The organism is Frankia tisae, from assembly GCF_025403405.1.
Lineage (GTDB): Bacteria > Actinomycetota > Actinomycetes > Frankiales > Frankiaceae > Frankia > Frankia tisai.
In genome coordinates this window covers 1-15701 of the sequence record NZ_JANEZT010000136.1, presented here as the reverse complement: position 1 = coordinate 15701, position 15701 = coordinate 1, and the positions used below count along the sequence as shown (strand labels likewise).

16 protein-coding genes are annotated in these 15701 nt (G+C 71.5%); 11 read left to right on the top strand and 5 right to left on the bottom strand.

The window, feature by feature from the left end; translation table 11 throughout:
• From NBZ85_RS14820 to NBZ85_RS14805, 4 genes are all read left to right on the top strand, one after another.
• Positions 1–434 (top strand): TCP-1/cpn60 chaperonin family protein (locus tag NBZ85_RS14820; protein WP_308205077.1); only part of this gene is annotated, 434 nt, incomplete at its 5' end.
• Between the two features lie 96 nt (positions 435–530).
• Complete coding sequence (locus NBZ85_RS14815) at positions 531–1739, top strand: glycosyltransferase (RefSeq protein WP_261560264.1); 1209 nt, start codon at positions 531–533, stop codon at positions 1737–1739.
• The gene (locus NBZ85_RS14810) at positions 1736–2755 is read left to right on the top strand and encodes a glycosyltransferase (RefSeq protein WP_261560263.1); all 1020 of its coding nucleotides are present in this window, start codon (positions 1736–1738) and stop codon (positions 2753–2755) included. The genes NBZ85_RS14815 and NBZ85_RS14810 overlap by 4 nt, the downstream gene beginning before the upstream one ends.
• A 17-nt stretch (positions 2756–2772) precedes the next feature.
• Positions 2773–4260 (top strand): glycoside hydrolase family 130 protein, encoded by a 1488-nt coding sequence (locus NBZ85_RS14805; protein WP_261562077.1) that lies wholly within the window; start codon positions 2773–2775, stop codon positions 4258–4260.
• 43 nt (positions 4261–4303) lie between these two features.
• Here the strand turns inward: NBZ85_RS14805 and NBZ85_RS14800 are convergent, their stop codons facing one another.
• Both NBZ85_RS14800 and NBZ85_RS14795 read right to left on the bottom strand, forming a co-directional pair.
• Positions 4304–5305, bottom strand: coding sequence for a glycosyltransferase family 4 protein (locus NBZ85_RS14800; protein ID WP_261562076.1), 1002 nt, complete (start codon positions 5303–5305; stop codon positions 4304–4306).
• Positions 5306–5315: 10 nt separating this feature from the next.
• Positions 5316–6683 (bottom strand): phosphotransferase family protein, encoded by a 1368-nt coding sequence (locus NBZ85_RS14795; RefSeq protein WP_261556279.1) that lies wholly within the window; start codon positions 6681–6683, stop codon positions 5316–5318.
• Positions 6684–6862: 179 nt separating this feature from the next.
• On the opposite strand from NBZ85_RS14795, the gene NBZ85_RS14790 reads away from it, so the two are divergent.
• Entirely contained in the window at positions 6863–7483 is a 621-nt protein-coding gene (locus NBZ85_RS14790) for a TetR/AcrR family transcriptional regulator (protein WP_261556278.1), read from the top strand.
• Between the two features lie 153 nt (positions 7484–7636).
• A complete protein-coding gene (locus NBZ85_RS14785) occupies positions 7637–8890 on the top strand; it encodes an ATP-binding protein (protein ID WP_261556277.1) in 1254 nt (417 codons plus the stop codon).
• Between the two features lie 35 nt (positions 8891–8925).
• On the opposite strand, the gene NBZ85_RS14780 is transcribed toward NBZ85_RS14785, so the two are convergent.
• The 3 genes from NBZ85_RS14780 to NBZ85_RS14770 form a co-directional block, all read right to left on the bottom strand.
• On the bottom strand, positions 8926–10020 hold the full coding sequence (locus tag NBZ85_RS14780; protein WP_261562075.1) for an SDR family oxidoreductase: 1095 nt from the start codon (positions 10018–10020) through the stop codon (positions 8926–8928).
• 70 nt (positions 10021–10090) lie between these two features.
• Complete coding sequence (locus NBZ85_RS14775) at positions 10091–11935, bottom strand: glycoside hydrolase family 15 protein (protein ID WP_261556275.1); 1845 nt, start codon at positions 11933–11935, stop codon at positions 10091–10093.
• A gap of 123 nt (positions 11936–12058) precedes the next feature.
• Positions 12059–12604, bottom strand: a complete 546-nt coding sequence (locus tag NBZ85_RS14770) for a DUF1360 domain-containing protein (RefSeq protein WP_261556274.1) — start codon at positions 12602–12604, stop codon at positions 12059–12061.
• Positions 12605–12714: 110 nt separating this feature from the next.
• Between NBZ85_RS14770 and NBZ85_RS14765 the strand changes: the two genes are divergently transcribed.
• From NBZ85_RS14765 to NBZ85_RS14745, 5 genes are all read left to right on the top strand, one after another.
• Positions 12715–13176 (top strand): HAD family hydrolase, encoded by a 462-nt coding sequence (locus tag NBZ85_RS14765; protein WP_261556273.1) that lies wholly within the window; start codon positions 12715–12717, stop codon positions 13174–13176.
• 127 nt (positions 13177–13303) lie between these two features.
• Positions 13304–13906 (top strand): helix-turn-helix domain-containing protein, encoded by a 603-nt coding sequence (locus NBZ85_RS14760; RefSeq protein ID WP_261556272.1) that lies wholly within the window; start codon positions 13304–13306, stop codon positions 13904–13906.
• Positions 13907–14125: 219 nt separating this feature from the next.
• Positions 14126–14440: an antibiotic biosynthesis monooxygenase family protein gene (locus NBZ85_RS14755; protein ID WP_261556271.1), complete on the top strand. Its 315-nt coding sequence runs from the start codon at positions 14126–14128 to the stop codon at positions 14438–14440.
• Between the two features lie 181 nt (positions 14441–14621).
• Positions 14622–15191, top strand: coding sequence for an IS630 family transposase (locus NBZ85_RS14750; protein WP_261562074.1), 570 nt, complete (start codon positions 14622–14624; stop codon positions 15189–15191).
• A 242-nt stretch (positions 15192–15433) separates the two neighbouring features.
• On the top strand, positions 15434–15701 hold a 268-nt coding region (locus NBZ85_RS14745; protein ID WP_261562073.1), incomplete at its 3' end, for a transposase.

Here is a 15701-nt window from a genome sequence, read left to right as displayed (position 1 = left end):
CGAATGCGAAGGCCGCCGTCGAGGAGGGCATCGTCGCCGGGGGTGGCGTCGCGCTGCTCCAGGCATCGATCACCGCCTTCGAGAAGCTCGACCTCTCCGGCGACGAGGCCACCGGAGCGAACATCGTGGCGCTGGCGCTGGCCGCCCCGCTGCGCCAGATCGCGAGCAACGCGGGCTTCGAGGGTGGTGTGGTGGCGGAGAAGGTTCGGGGCCTGCCGATCGGGCATGGCCTCAATGCGGCCACCGGCGAGTACGTCGACCTGATCGCCACCGGGATCATCGACCCGGTGAAGGTCACCCGCTCCGCGCTGCAGAACGCCGCGTCGATCGCCGGCCTGTTCCTCACCATCGAGGTTGTCGTGGCGGACCGTCCGTCGGCCGGTGGCGCCGGCGCCGGGGACGGCGCGGAGGCCATGGCGGGTATGGGTTTCTGACCGGCGCTGCCGGCCGCACCGCGCATCCGCGTGAGCACAGCGCTCGCGTGCCCGCCGGCCGACTCGGTGTCGGCAACGACCGGAAGGTGGGCCTGCGTGCCCCTCCGCTACGGCTTTCTCAGCACCTACCCCCCGACACAGTGCGGCCTCGCCACCTTCACAGCGGCCCTTCTGAACGAACTGACCAGCACAGCGCCCGGCGCCTCCAGCAGGGTGGTACGGCTGCTCGACGCACCCGCGGGGCCCGGCCGGCGACCGGCCGTGGTCGTGGGGGATCTGGTGGCCGGGACCCCGGGTGGCCCGCGCCGCGCGGCGCAGCTGCTGAACAGTTTCGACGTCGCGGTCGTGCAGCACGAGTACGGGGTCTACGGTGGCCCGGACGGCGACGAAGTGATCGAGGTCCTCGACAACCTTGAAGTGCCGGTGATGGTCGTCCTGCACACCGTGCTCGTCAGCCCGACCCCGCACCAGCGCGAGGTCATGGATGCGCTGCTCACGTCCGCGGACGCGGTCGTCGTGATGACCGAGACCGCGCGGGCCCGGCTGGTCGACGGGTACCGCGTCCACCCGCACCGGATCTCGGTGATCCCCCACGGCGCGGCCGACAACGGGCGCGCGGCGCCAGCGCGGTTCGCCCGGCCGACCGTCCTCACCTGGGGCCTGCTCGGCCCAGGCAAAGGCATCGAATGGGGCATCGCGGCGATGGCGGAGCTGGCCGATCTCGATCCGGCCCCGCGTTACCTCGTCGCGGGCCAGACCCATCCCAAGGTGCTCGCCCGGGAGGGCGAGGCGTACCGGGACGGGCTTGCCGCGCTGGCCAGCCGGCTCGGCGTGGCCGACTCGGTCGTCTTCGACCACCGCTACCTCGACGCAGGGTCACTTGCCGAGCTGGTGAGCGGCGCCGACGTCGTCCTGCTGCCGTACGACTCCGTCGACCAGGTGACCTCCGGCATCCTCATCGAGGCGGTGGCGGCGCTGCGGCCCGTCGTCGCCACCCGCTTCCCGCACGCGGTCGAACTACTCGGCGACGGCGCCGGCCTGCTCGTGCCGCATGGTGATGTGGCGGCGATCGCGGCGGCGGTGCGCCGCATCATCACCGATGACGGCGTCGTCCGCGGGTTGGCGAGTGCCGCCGCTGCCCACGCACCCGAACTGCTGTGGCCCGCGGTGGCCCAGCGCTACCGCGGGCTGGCAGCCGGGTTGGCCGCCCGCACCGGGAGCAGGCCGGGCGTCGCGCCCGTGCCCCAGCGGGCACCCGCAACGGTGACCACGCCCGCGACGGCTGCGGTGACGGCGACCCGGTGACGACCGCAATCTCGTTCAATCATCTTTTCCGGCTCAGCGACGACATCGGCCTTTTTGAGCACGCTCTCGGCTCGATCCCACGCCGGGAGTACGGCTACTGCGTGGATGACGTCGCGCGCGGGCTTGTCGTCCTTTCCCGCGAGCCGTCGCCGCCGCTGGATCTCATCCGACTGCTCGAGCTCTATCTCACCTTCGTGCTGGCGGCGCAGGCACCGGATGGGACGGTCGTGAACCGGCGGGACACCGAAGGCCGCTGGCTGGACAACCCCGAAGTCGGCGACTGCTGGGGCCGGGCCCTGTGGGGGCTGGGCACCGCGGCGGCCCTGGCGCCCACCGCGCGGCTGCGGGCGCTGGCCCGCACCGGGTTCCAGGCCAGCGCCGCTCGGCGTTCCCCCTGGCCGCGGGCCATGACGTTCGCCGCCCTCGGCGCCGGCGAGATGCTGCTCGCCCACCCGGACGACACCGCGGCCCGTGCTCTGCTCACAGATGCCGTCACCGCGATCGGCCCGATCAGCGATGATCCCGCGTGGCCGTGGCCCGAGCCCACGCTGCGCTACGCCAACGCGGCGGTGCCGGAGGCACTGATCCTTGCCGGCATGTGCCTGTCCGACTCCACGGCGCTCGCGGCCGGATTACGGCTGCTGGCCTGGTTGCTCCACGTGGAGACCCGACGCGGGATGCTGTCACCGACCCCCGTCGACGGCCGGCGTCCCCGCGGTGATCCCAGGCCCGGCTTCGACCAGCAGCCCATCGAGGCGGCGGCCATCGCGGACGCCTGCGCGCGGGCCCACGCCGCAACCGGCCAGAAGCGGTGGCTGGTCGGCCTCGGGCGGGCGCACGGATGGTTCCTCGGGGAGAACGACAACGGCACGCCGCTGATCGACGCCGCGACCGGCGGCTGCTACGACGGCCTCGAACCCGAGGGATGCAACGCCAACCAGGGGGCGGAGTCCACCCTCGCCCTGCTCTCGACAGCGCAGCACGCTCGCCGCCTGCTCGCGCCAAGAACACCGTGACCCTCGAGTCAGGCACCGTGACCCTTGAGCCCGACCTGGTCACCCGGCATCCGCTGACGCTGGCCGCGGACCCCGGCAGGGTCATCGCGAAGCTGTTCCTGCCCGGGGAGGAGGGCGGCGAGGTGCACTCCCGGGCCGCGGGCATCGTGGCCCGGGTGCTGGCCCTGACCGACGGTGAGGTCACCGGCCTCGTGGCCGCCCTGCTCGACCGGTTCGAACCCCGCCACCGGGACTACCAGGGCACCCTGGCGCGGCACGCCGCGATCGTGGCTCCTCGGGTCCGTGCGCCTACGGAGCTCTCGCCGTCGCGCACGCTGCTGCTCGGTGCGTGCTTCACCGCCGAGTACGCGGTGGAGGGGGCGGCCGTCACCAATCCGTCGGCGGTCGCGCATCCCGACCAGTCGGGGCTGCCGGCCGGCGCGCTGCGCCTCGTGCTCAGCCTGCGCGCCGTCGGCGAAGGGCACCTGTCCTCGATCGGCTTCGCGGTCGGCGTGATCGGCCCGGGCCCGACGGTGCGGCTGGAGTCACGCACCGGCCCACTCACCACGGGCCTGGCCGTACCGGTTGCCTGGGAGCGCGGTCGGCTACGCGCCCTGCTCGCCGACCATGGCCTCGACGACGAGGTGACGCGCTCTGTCCTCGACGCCCTCGACGCGCTCGAGGGAAGCCCGGTCGGCGGTGACCTCGAACAGGCCTTCGCCCGCATGCCCGCGGATCTCCTGCGCCGTCCCCAGGCCGCCGGCATCCTGGCCGGGATCCGGTCCGTCGCCGGAACGCTGCGAAAAGTCGAGTTCCCGGCGGACAGCGCGCTGGCGCAGCGGGTGCTGTGGCCCACCGTCGCCAGCGAGAGCCAGGGAATGGAAGACGCGCGGTTCGTCCGTTTCACCGCGCCGGACGGAACCGTCGACTACCGGGCGACCTACACCGCCTACGACGGCACCGACGTCGCGCCGAGGCTGCTCACCAGCCCCAACCTGCGGATGTTCACGACCTCTCCGCTCACCGGCCAGGCAGCCCGGAACAAGGGGATGGCGCTGTTCCCCCGGCTCGTCGGCGGCCGTCACCTCGCGCTCTGCCGATCCGACGGGGAGACCACCGGGCTGACGGCCTCCGAGGACGGGCTGGTCTGGGAACCGTTCCGCCCGGTCCATGAGCCGAGGGCGACCTTCGAACTCATCCAGGTCGGCAACTGCGGTTCACCCATCGAGACGTCGGCGGGCTGGCTTGTCCTCACCCACGGCGTCGGGCCGATGCGCACCTACACCGTGGGAGCGATCCTGCTCGACCTGGAAGACCCGTCCATCGTGGTCGCGGCACTGCCCGAGCCGCTGCTCACCCCGACCGCGACCGAGGCCGAGGGCTACGTCCCCAACGTTGTCTACTCCTGCGGCGGCCTGGTCCACGACGGCCGGCTGTGGCTGCCCTACGGGATCGGTGACTCCCGGGTCAGCATGGCGAGCGTGCCCGTCGAGGCCCTGCTCGCGCGGATGACTCCCCGAGCCTGACCCCCCCCCGAGCCTGAGCCCCCGAGCCGAAGCGCGGATCCGGTCAGGCGAGGATGCGTCCGTAGACGGCGAGATAGTCGGTGACCATGCGAGCCGTCGAGAACCGCCGGCTGGCCGTGGCCCGGCAGGCGGCGCGGTCGAGGCCGGCGGCCCGATCCACCGCCGCCGCGGCCGCCGCCGGGCCGTCGACGAGGAACCCGGTCACCGCCTCGTCGACGATCTCCGGCATGGCTCCGCGCGGGTAGGTGACGACCGGCGTGCCGCAGGCCATCGCCTCCACGACCGCCAGGCCGAACGGTTCGTCGAACGCGATCGGATGCAGTAGCGCCGCGGCGGATCCCAGCACCTCGGCTCGCCGGGACGGCCCCACCGGCCCGAGGTAGCTCACCGCGTCCCCGTCGACGTGGGGCAGCACCTGCTCGGCGAAGTAACGCTCGTCCTGGACGATTCCGCAGATCACCAGCTGCCGGCCGGCCAGCCGGGCGATCTCGATGGCCGCCGCGGTGCCCTTGTCGGGATGGATCCGGCCGAGTACCACCAGATCCTCCCCGCCGGCCGCCGAGAACGGAAGGGCGGCCAGGTCGATGCCGTGGTGCACCGTCGCGACATAGTCCAGCTCCGGGCTGCGATCGGCGTCGGAGATGGAAACGTAGGCGGAGGCCGCCCGGCGGTAGGCGGGGACGATCCGCGGGTCCGAGAAGCCGTGGACCGTCGTGACCATCGGTGCCCGGCAATGGGCCGCGAACGCCAGCGGCAGCCAGTCAAGATGATTGTGCACGAGGTCGAACTCGCCGGAGCGGGCCAGCGCATGGGCCACATGCAGCGCCTCCCACACCCGGCCGTCGAGTGCCGGGTCCTCGGCGTAGCCGTGGGGGCAGACGCCGTCCAGCGTGCCGGCCGTGCGCGAGTCCAACGTCGCGAACAGGGTGACATCGACGCCGCGCGCGACCAGCCCCTCCGCGAGGTGGCTGGCGATCTGCTCCCACGGGCCGTAGTGCCGAGGCGGCGTGCGCCACGCCACCGGCGCCAGCATCGCGACCTTCATGCCTGTGACGTTAGCCCAGCCAGCGGCTGAGGGGCTGCATCGTGTGGTGCTTGGCCATGGCGGAGCCGGCGGGGCCCATCAGGGCCTTGTAGCGCTGCCAGCGGCGGTTGAACAGGACGACGAGTTCGGCGTCGTGGCGCCCCTCGTCGGCCAGGACGAAGTTCTCCAGCAGGGTCTCGCTGTCGTCCCAGTTCTTCGGCGCGCGGCCGACGAGCCGGGCGAGGTCCTCCCGGTCGGCCTCGGCGACGGCGGCGCCGATCTGGTCGGAGCGTTCGAGGTGGCGGGCCAGGCGGAAGGCGATGCGGATCTGGTATGTGACGTACGGGTCGTCGACCGAGATTGACCGCAGCGAGCGGGACAGGTGTTCGTGCGGGATGGAGACGGGTGAGGAGACCGGCCCGGGGATCTCCACGGGTTCGAGATCGATTCCCAGGTATTCGGCCATGGTCTCGACGGCGTGCAGGTTCGTCTCGCTGACCCACTGGGCGTAGGTCATGTAGTCGGTGCCCAGGATCGGGCGGGCCAGCGCGCCGTGGAAGGACAGCTGGTTGGTGAGGGTGAAGAACAGGTGATGCCACTGGATGGCGGCGAGGTCGACGGGCCGGCCGGTCAGGTCGGCGTACCGGTCGTAGAGGGTGGTGAAGTCGCCGTAGGGGATGACGGTCTCCCGCATCCGCCAGGCCGCGAGGTCCATCATCGGGTCGCCGAGGTGGCCGATTTCGACGTCGACCAGGGCCACGAGGTGCCCGTCGGCGTGGTGGAACTGGCCGGAGTCCCAGACGATGGGCGCCTCCCGGTCGGAGGCGGGCAGCGGGTGGCGGCGCAGCCAGCCGAGGACGAACTCCATCAGCGGGTCGGGGCGCACCTTGATCGACCGGTAGTGCTTTTCGAACCGGCGCGCTCCGATCATCGCGGAGTCGCTCGGTGACGTCCCGGAGATCACCCCGGCGGCCTTGAACGGCTCGACCGGGAGCTGGTGCATGCGCGCGAGGGCCTGCAGGTACTCGTCGACCACTACGCGGCGCTGCTCGGCGGTCGTGTCGGCGAAGTCGGGCCGGCCGGGGACGGCGGCCATCGCGTACGCCCTCGGTTCGTCGCACCAGCCGTGCACGCGGGGGACCGGGATACCGTGCTCGTCGAGAAGTCGCTGGAGCAGCATCTCGTGTTCGAGAGGGAAGATCAGAGACGTGTCGGACCGCTCGCCGCGTACGACAACGCGTTCGGTGGCGCCGCCGCGGTCGATGTCGACGAACCACATGGGCCGCCACCTGGGCTGCCGTTCCCACGACACGACCTGGCCGCCGAGCAGGGACTCCAGCCAGGCGATGACGCGGCCGTCGTCCTTTAACTCCGTGTCGCGGGCATCCGATGCTGCCATGATCATCCCTCCGGTGTTCAGCAGTCCACGGCTCGGCCCCCCACGATCTCGCACGGGCAGTCGCGCCGGCGGCTCGCCGACGACAGTAGCCTAACGATTGTTAGGGTGCTAGCTGGAACGGAAACACACCTTCGGCAAGCCTCTAAGCGGACAGGCACCAAGGCAGGGCGGGCCCAGCAGTGAGCCAGGGGACGGGCAGGGCGAACAAGCGCGACGCGGTGCTGCGGGAGAGCGCCCGGCTGTTCGCCGAGCGAGGCGTCGAGGCCACGACGATGCGCGTCATCGCCGACGCCTGCGGCATGCAGGCCGCCAGCCTCTACCATCACTTCGCGTCGAAGGACGAGCTCGTCGCCGCCATCCTGGTCCGCAGCGACGCGCACATCACCGGTCTCTATGACGCCATCCGCGACGCCCCGCTGGAACCTGTCGACCGGCTCGAGGCGATGATCCGGGCGACGCTCGACAACCTGGGCCACTACCGGGACGCCGCGCGGATCTACTACCGCGACCGGGCGCATGTCGCGGCATCGCCGCTGCTCACCCAGGTCCGCGACCACGCGGTCGCCCACGACGAGCTCTGGGATCGGACCATCGACGCGGCCATCGCCGCCGGGCGCATCTCCCCGCGGTTCGCGGCCATCAGCCTGCGCAGACTTCTGCAGGAGCTGATGTGGTCGACCGCCCGACTGCGCGGTGACGCCGTGAGCGCCGACGACATCGTGCACGTCCTGCTCCGCGGCATCCTCGCGCCGGAGCCCGAGCTCGGCCGCGACGAGCCGCCACGCCGACCGGAGTCGTAGCGCCGTATTACCAGGTCGGGCCGGTGGAGTTCGACCAGGGCCAGTCGATCGTGTACGTCATCCCGTTTCCCCGGCTATGACGGCGGCAAAATTCGCACTAGCACGCGCGCAGAATTTGTACCCGGGGCTTCGCAAATCGCGTAGCGTTGCTGTATGGCCACGTCAGGGTATGTGCCACGGATCGCGGACGGGCCGCTGGCGAGCCTGCTCGCTGAACTGCCCGCTGTCATGGTCACGGGCCCGCGTGCGGCAGGAAAGACGACCTCGGCCCGGCGGATCGCCGCCGACGTCCTGCGGCTGGATGACCCCGCGGTTGCCGCGGCGGTCGCCGCGAATCCGGATGCTGCCCTGCGCCGCACCCATGAGCCCGTCCTCCTCGACGAGTGGCAGGAGGTGCCGGAGATCCTGGGCGCGGTCAAGCGCGCGGTCGACGATGATCCCCGCCCCGGTCGTTTTCTCCTCACGGGTAGCGTCGAAGCCGACTTCACCACCCGCCAGTGGCCCGGCACAGGCCGCGTCGTCCGGTTGGTGCTGGATGGGCTCACCGAGCGGGAGATCTCCGGTTCTGTCGACCAACCAGGCCTGCTCGACCTGCTCCTCAACTCCGACATCTCCTGCCTGAGTGTTGCCGGCCCGCCCCCGAGCCTGGACGACTACGTCGATCTGGCGCTGCGGAGCGGTTTCCCCGAAGCTGCGTTGAACCTGAGCTCACCGGGGCGGCTCGCCTGGCTGGACTCGTACATTGATCATGTCGTTACCCGAGATGTGCTTGCCGCGGGGGAGCAGCGGGATCCCGTCCGACTGCGCCGCTACCTCGAGGTCCTCGGGCTTTCGACGGCCGGGCTCCCCGCCGACGGCACGCTCTACCAGGCCGCCGGAATCAACCAGCGAACCGCGGATGCCTACGACCGGATCCTGGCCGCTCTCTACCTGATCGATCTCGTGCCGGCGTGGTCGACGAACCGTCTGAACAGATTGACCAAGCGGGCGAAGCGGTACCTGACCGATCCCGCGCTCGCGCTCGCTGCCGCCCGGGTGGATGAGCGCAGCGTCCTGCGAGACGGGGATCTGCTCGGCCGGATGCTCGACACCTTCGTCGTCGCCCAGCTGCGGCCGGAGGTCACTCTTCTGCATCCGCGTGCCCGGCTGCATCACCTCCGCTCTCGCGACGGGCAGGAGGTCGATGTCGTCATCGACCTCGGGGGAGGCCAGGTGATTGCCATGGAAATCAAAGCTTCTTCGGCGCCGTCGGCTCGGGACGCCCGTCACCTCGTGTGGCTACGCGATCAACTTGGTGAGAACTTCCGCGCCGGGGTCGTGTTCCACACCGGCCCGATGCCCTTCGACCTCGACGACCGGATCTGGGCGCTGCCCATCAGCGCTCTGTGGGCAGCCCGAACCGATTAGCCCGCCTGTCAGCGCTTCAGGGCGACTGGTCACGGTTACACCGTCGACGACTCCCGCCGGCCGCGCTGCCTGTGCGGCGCTTCCGGCGCAGCGACCGGATAAACCGCGCGGGAGCGGCGGCGGTCGCGGGCGGTGGCGACCAGGGCCTGGGCGAAGGTGCGGGCGGTGCTGGGCAGCGAGCGCAGGAAGCTGGGATCGGTGAATCCGCCGGCCTGGTCGTCGAAGATGCCGTGTGCGCCGACATCATGCTCGCCGTCGGCGGGCGCGCGCAGGTTGTCCGGCCGGTCCGGGGCCAGGGGGGCGTCGGTGAGCTGGGACTCCCAGGCGCCCAGGGCCGCGTAGTGGTTGCCGAAGCCGGGGGCGAGGGAGCCGGCGGCGACCAGGGCCTTGTTCCACGATCCGATGATTTTCGAGCGGCGGCCGTCGAGGGCGGCGCGCACGATGAACTTCGCGCACAGCTCCGGCTGGTAGATCGGGGGGACGGGCTGGGGGTGGCGGTCCAGCGAGGTGTGGCACCAGGAGAACTGCGGGGTGTTGACCGCGGGCAGGTGCACCATCGACATCCGCACACCGCTGCCGTCGTGTAGCAGTTCGGCGCGGGCCGATTCGAAGAAGCCGCGGCTGGCGAACTTCGCCGCGCAGTACGGGGCCTGCAGGGGGATGCCGATGAAGGCCAGTGCCGAGCCGACGTTCACGATCGAGCCGCGGTCGCGGGGGCGCATCCGGGCCAGCGCGGCCATGGTGCCCCAGACCTGGCCGAGGAAGGTGACCTCGATCGCCCGTTGGAAGTCCTCTGGCGTGGTCTGGGCCAGCGGGGCGAAGCTGGTCGTCATCGCGTTGTTGACCCACACGTCGAGGGGACCGAGCTGCTCCTGCGCGGCGGCGGCGGACCGGTCCACGGCCGCGTGGTCGGCGACGTCGGTGGGCAGCACGAGCGCCCGTCCACCCCGGGCCTCCACCTCCTGCGCCGCCGCCTGCAGGCCGCTCTGCCCGCGCGCCAGCAGTGCAACGTCGAAGCCGTGGTCGGCCAGGGCGAGCGCCGTGGCCCGCCCGACTCCCGCCGACGCCCCGGTCACCACAGCCACCTTGCGTTCCGCCACCTTGCGTTCCGCCACCTTGCGTTCCGCCATGCCGGACTGCCTCCGTTCCATGTCGTCGCTGTTGTCCCGGTCCAGGCCTCTTTACCCGGCGCCGGAGGGTTCATCCGGGGTTTTCAGCCGGGGCGAGAACGGCGGCGCTTTCCAGCAGGAGGGCGTGGACGAAGGCCTGCGGCAGATTGCCGCGCAACTGGCGCTGGTCGACGTCGAACTCCTCCGCGAACAGGCCGGGGCTGCCGCAACTGGCCCGGCCGCGTTCGAACAGTGCCCGCGCGCCGATGTGGTCGCCTTGGGCGTGGCGGGCCAGGGCGAGCAGGAAGCCGCAGAGCAGGAAGGCGCCCTCCTCGTCGCCGAGCGGCCCGCCGCCGTCCGGGGGAAAGCGGTAGACGTAGTCGTCCCGGACGAGCTCGGCCTCCACCGCGGCGACGGTGGCCCGGCTGCGGGGGTCGTCCGCCGGCAGTGCGCCGCGCAGGGCCGGCAGGAGCAGGGCCGCGTCGATCCGGGGATCGCCGGGGCTGCGCTGCCAGCGGCCGTCGGGATGCAGGCAGTCGGCGCAGACGTCGGCCAGGACCGCCTCGGCCAGGGCGTTCCACCGCGCTGCCTGGCGGGCCGGGGCGTGGGCGGCGATTGTTCGCAGGCCGCCGACGCAGGTCAGCTGGGAGTGGGCCCATCGCTCGGGGGCGATCTCCCAGATGCCGGCGTCGGGTTCCCCGCCCCGTCGCCGGATCGCGTCGACGGCTGTTTCGGCGGCCCGCCAGCCGTCGGCGTCGAGCCGGTCGTGCCCGGCGGCGACCGCGAACAGTTCGAGGGCTTCCCCGAAGGCGTCGAGCTGGAACTGGCCGTTGGCCCGGTTACCTGCCTTGTCGGCCCCGCCGGGATAGCCGGCGAGGTGTGGCAGGGCCCGTTCGTCGGGCACGGGACCGCCGCGGGTCGTGTAGGCGGGTCTCATCGTCGGACCGTCGGCCAGCAGCCGTTGGGCGACGAAGTCGACGGAGGTGTCGAGCAGCCGGAACTGGCCGTGGGCGGCGACCGCCCGGCCGGCGTAGCACTGGTCGCGGATCCAGGCGTAGCGGTAGTCGTAGTTGCGGCCGGCTCGGGCCCGCTCCGGCAGGCTCATCGTGGCAGCGGCGGCCATCCCCCCGGCGCCGCTCGTCAGCCCGGTCAGGACGGCGAGCGCCTGCTCGCTGTCGCGGACGGCGAGGGCCCCGGGGGCGGGCGCGCCGACGGCGTCGCGCCAGCCGGCCTCGGTCGCCCGCCACCGCCCATCCGCGCCGCCGGCCGACGGCTGCCCAAAGGGCCGGTCGAGGGATCGGGCGAAGGGCCGGTCGGAGATTTCCAGGAGGAGGTCGTGCTGCTCGCCGGCGGCCAGCTTCAGCGTCATGGCGAGCGGTCCGGCGCCGGCGCGGGTCGCCTGCGCGGCGCCCGACCAGCGCCACCGCAGCGGCCCCGACCGGCCGGTCCAGACGCCGCCCGCATGCCCGGCGCCTGCGCGGCCGGCGGGCTCGCCGCCGAGGGTGAGCTCGTCCATGTCCGCCAGGCCATAGCCGGCGCGGACGTCGAGGACGACGCGTAGCTGCGCGGAGCCGGACAGGACGCGGATCCGGCGCAGGATCACGGCCGTGTGCGGGTCGGCGGGCAGCGCGAGCGCGTCCCGGCATTCCACGATCCCGTCGGTGGTGACCCAGCGCCCGTTCCAGATCAGGCTCCGGCGGTCGTAGTGGCCGCCCCAGCTGTACCGGCCGACCGGTGTGACCGCGTAGCAGCCGGCACCGCCGATCAGCGTGGCGAAGACGGCGTCGGAGTCCCAGCTCGGCGCACACATCCAGGCCAGGTCGCCGTCCGGGCCGACGACCGCGCCGCGCTCGCCGTCGCCGAGGAAGGCATAGTCGCGCAGGACATGCGGAGGGAACTGGCCGCTCAGGTCGATCCTGCCCGGATCAGCCGACATGCTCCGAGCCATCTCCGGCTGCTCCCTCTCCGAGGCAATCACCCGTCATCCAGTCGTGTCCTTTGATGCTGTGGCCCTGTGGCCCTGTGGCCCTGTGGCCCTGTGGCCCTGTGGCCACTTGCCCTACTCGGCCGACTGCTCCAGGCGGGCGTAGGCGAACTGGAGGGCGTCGGAGCCGGCCGCGGCGGTGAACACCGACGCGGCCAGCCTGGTGAACCGGGGGGCGACGACCAGGCCGAAGACGAAGCCGGTGGCGACCCACTGCCCGGCGCAGAACGGGCAGGTGAGCAACTCGCCGATGCTGTGCCGGGTCTCGCTTGACTCGCGTGCGTCCTCGGTCAGCTCGGCCGGGCCGGACTGGCCGCGGAAATGGGTGAACGGTGCCCGCAGCGGGCTCGTCACCGGGTCCTTGGTCAGCACGCGGCTGAGCTTGTGTGTCGCGACGGTGATCAACGCGAGGTCGGCCGCGCTCACCCGCTCGGGCGGCGCCGCCCCGACCAGCCGGGCGACGCCGACCATCGAGGCGCACACACCGCCGTAGGTCGCCAGCGTCGCCAGGTAGCCGCCCAGCGGGCGCGGTTCGCCGCCGGAGTACTCCGCTTCCTCCCGCCGCGCGATCCCGGCGACCCGAACGGCGACCTGGCGGGCGGTGGATTCCAGTGTTGTCATCATTATCCCGGACCTACCCCGGCCGACGGCCCCAAACCGGGCGGTATCGCGTCGGCGGGAACGCGCCGATCATCCGGGTAATGCGACCGGGCCGGGGGTAGGGGCGGACGGTGACCCAGCCCGCTCCCGCCGTCCTGCCCGATCTCGACGGCACCCTGGTCGACACCAACTATGCCCACGTGCTGGCATGGTTCCGAGCGTTCCGGCAGGAGGGACACCCGGTCACCATGGCCGCCGTCCACCGCCATATCGGGATGGGTTCCGACCGCCTGCTCGACGCGCTGGTGCCGGGCCGGGACCGCCGCCGCGACGACGTCCTGACCGCCGCCCACACCGAGCACTACGCCGGTTTCCTCGGTCTCGTCCAACCACTGCCCGGCGCCCGGGAGCTGGTGCGGGAGGTGGCCCGCCGCGGCGGCCAGGTCGTGCTGGCCACCTCGGCGCCCGCCGGCGAGCTACGGGCGCTGCCCGAGGCCCTCGACGTCGACGACACCCCGATCGGCCGGCTCCTCGGCCGGGCCGGCGTCCGTTCCGGTGGTAGACGGCCGGCGCCAGCGGCAAGTCGTGAGTAGCGAACCGCTCGTCTTCATACCGGGTCATCCCGTCCACCTTCGGCAGGATGGCGCCGAGGTCGGGGTCTGATCAGCTGACGATCAATTATTATCTGATCAGATAAGAATCTTGGTAGGGTGGCATCACGTGGAGCCTGATCGAGACACGCGTGAGGTCATGGCGCTGCTGGACGGCGCACTGGCCGACAGCGGTCTGACCCAGGCCGAGTTCGCAGCGGCGTTGGGGACGTCGGCGTCGAGGCTGTCCACCTACCGGTCAGGCAAGACGAAGCCGACCGCGGTGTTCTGCTTCCGAGCGCGTCGCATCGCTCGCGGTCTGGCGGTCGCGCGCGGTTCCCGGTTGATGTCCGCGCCGGAGACCGCCAAGGCATTCCGTCGTGCTGGTGGCGACGAGGACCGGGCTTGGCGGACCCTGCTGCAGGGGCGTGACCATCTGGTTCTTCTGCTGGAACGGGGCGACGGGTCGGCCTGCGCCTGGGAGGCCGCGCCGTCGACTACGGGAAGCGCCGGTTTCGATGTCCTGTTGGCGGCGTTGGCTCGTTGCGAGTTCGAGCGGGCAGGTGTCGATCCGCCGGCATGGTGCGAACCGAAGAGCCTGCCCCGGCCCTGGGTGCCCGAGCATCCGTTCCTTGGCCCCGATGAGGTCATCGCCGCCACGCCCGACTATCTGAAGAATCTCAACGTCTTCGTCCCGGCCCGCGACCTGGTGACCGGCAAGGTGAGGAATTGATCGATCAGCCAGCGGACCCGCCGCAGGACGGTCCGACCGGGCTGCCGCCTGAGGTCCACGACCTATTCCTGTCCTGCAACGTGTGCCGGCGGGAGCGGGCAGCATCGCTACGCCGAAGGAGGATCCACGCCGGCGCCGGACCACCGGGAAGCGCGGCGCGTCCCGGTCGACGTTGCTGCGCCCTGCAACGGCTCCCGGGATCGGGCCTACGCTGGACGGGTGACCGTTGTGAAGATCAATGCCATCGAGGTTCCCGAGGGTGCCGGCTCCGAGCTGGAGAAGCGGTTCGCCAACCGCCTGCATGCGGTGGACGGCCAGCCCGGCTTCGTCTCGTTCGAGCTGCTGCGCCCGGTGAAGGGCGACGACCGGTACTTCGTCGTGACCCACTGGGACAGCGAGGAGTCCTTCCAGGCCTGGCTCACCGGCCCGGCCATGGAGGCGCACTCCGGCGAGCGCGCGCGTCCAGTGGCCTCCGGCTCGTCCCTGCTGGAGTTCGAAGTCGTCCAGCGTTCGGTAGCGGGCGGCTCTGCGTAGAGCTGACCACCGCACAGCCCCGGCTCTGATCCGACCAAAGATCAGCTTCGAGAGGCCCCGCGTCCCCGTGAGTGGTGGCGTACACCGCCGAACTGCCCTGCCGAGACCAGACCGTCGCCCACCGACTACTGTCCCGGTCCGGAGATCTGCGGGCTCATGGGATCTGCGTTGTCATGGAGGTATGGCAGGCAAGCCGAGACTGCCGCTCGTGCTGACCGAGGCCGAGCGGCAAACATTGCAGGGGTGGGCCAGTCGGCGCAGGACCGCGCAGGGTTTGGCCCGGCGGGCGCGCATGGTGCTGTGGTGCGCGGACGGGTTGACGAACACGGCCGTGGCCGCCGAGCTGGGGATCACCCGGGACACGGTCGGGAAGTGGCGTACCCGGTTCATCCGGGACCGGTACGCCGGACTCGGCGACGAACCGAGACCGGGTGCGCCGCGCAGGATCACCGACGCTCAGGTCGAACAGGTCGTGGTCCGCACGTTGGAGGAGGTGCCCGAAGGGGCCACCCACTGGTCCAAACGCGAGCTGGCCAGGCAGATGGGGATCTCCGCGACCAGCGTGCACCGGATCTGGCGGGCCTTCGGGCCCAAGCCCTGGCTGGCCGAGGATTTCAAGATCTCCACCGACCCGTTCCTGATCGAGAAGATTCGGGACGTGGTGGGCCTGTACCTGGCCCCGCCGCAGAAGGCAGCGGTCTTCTCCGTGGACGAGTTGGGTCGGGCTGGGGCGCGCCACCATTCAGAGTGAATGGCGCGTTTCCCCGGCCCGCCCGCCGAACCCGGCGTGCGCGTCTCCACGCACCGGGCTCTCCACGGCCTGATGCCAGCTGGCCTGTTATGCCGCCGCCCATGGTGTCGAGTGGAGTCCACGGACGTGGTGTACGGGGTGTGATCTTCTGACGACTCGCCGGAGTGGTGGTCCGTGACGTGAAGCGACCACCGCGTGATCCTTTTCGAGAACAGGCAAGAACTCGAGGAGGAGGAAACGCGATGGCCGTGCTTCCGACTGTGACCGACGCTGAGGGGTTCGGCAAGGAGCTGGTGGCGGCGAGTCCGGATCTGTTGGGCTCGATGGTGAAGGCGTTCGCGGAGGCGTTGATGGGCGCCGAGGCGGACGGGATCTGTGGCGCCGAGTACGGGGAGATATCACCGGATCGGACGAATCGTCGGAATGGCTACCGGATGCGGGAGTGGGACACCCGGGCGGGAACGATTGATCTGGCGATTCCGAAGCTGCGGTCCGGGTCGTACTTCCCGG

Coding starts and splice junctions, on each gene's coding strand:
- NBZ85_RS14800 (WP_261562076.1), bottom strand. CDS start 5,305: ATGAAGGTCGCGATGCTGGCGCCGGTGGCGTGGCGCACGCCGCCTCGG.
- NBZ85_RS14795 (WP_261556279.1), bottom strand. CDS start 6,683: ATGGCAGCATCGGATGCCCGCGACACGGAGTTAAAGGACGACGGCCGC.
- NBZ85_RS14785 (WP_261556277.1), top strand. CDS start 7,637: ATGGCCACGTCAGGGTATGTGCCACGGATCGCGGACGGGCCGCTGGCG.
- NBZ85_RS14780 (WP_261562075.1), bottom strand. CDS start 10,020: ATGGCGGAACGCAAGGTGGCGGAACGCAAGGTGGCGGAACGCAAGGTG.
- NBZ85_RS14775 (WP_261556275.1), bottom strand. CDS start 11,935: ATGTCGGCTGATCCGGGCAGGATCGACCTGAGCGGCCAGTTCCCTCCG.
- NBZ85_RS14770 (WP_261556274.1), bottom strand. CDS start 12,604: ATGACAACACTGGAATCCACCGCCCGCCAGGTCGCCGTTCGGGTCGCC.
- NBZ85_RS14750 (WP_261562074.1), top strand. CDS start 14,622: ATGGCAGGCAAGCCGAGACTGCCGCTCGTGCTGACCGAGGCCGAGCGG.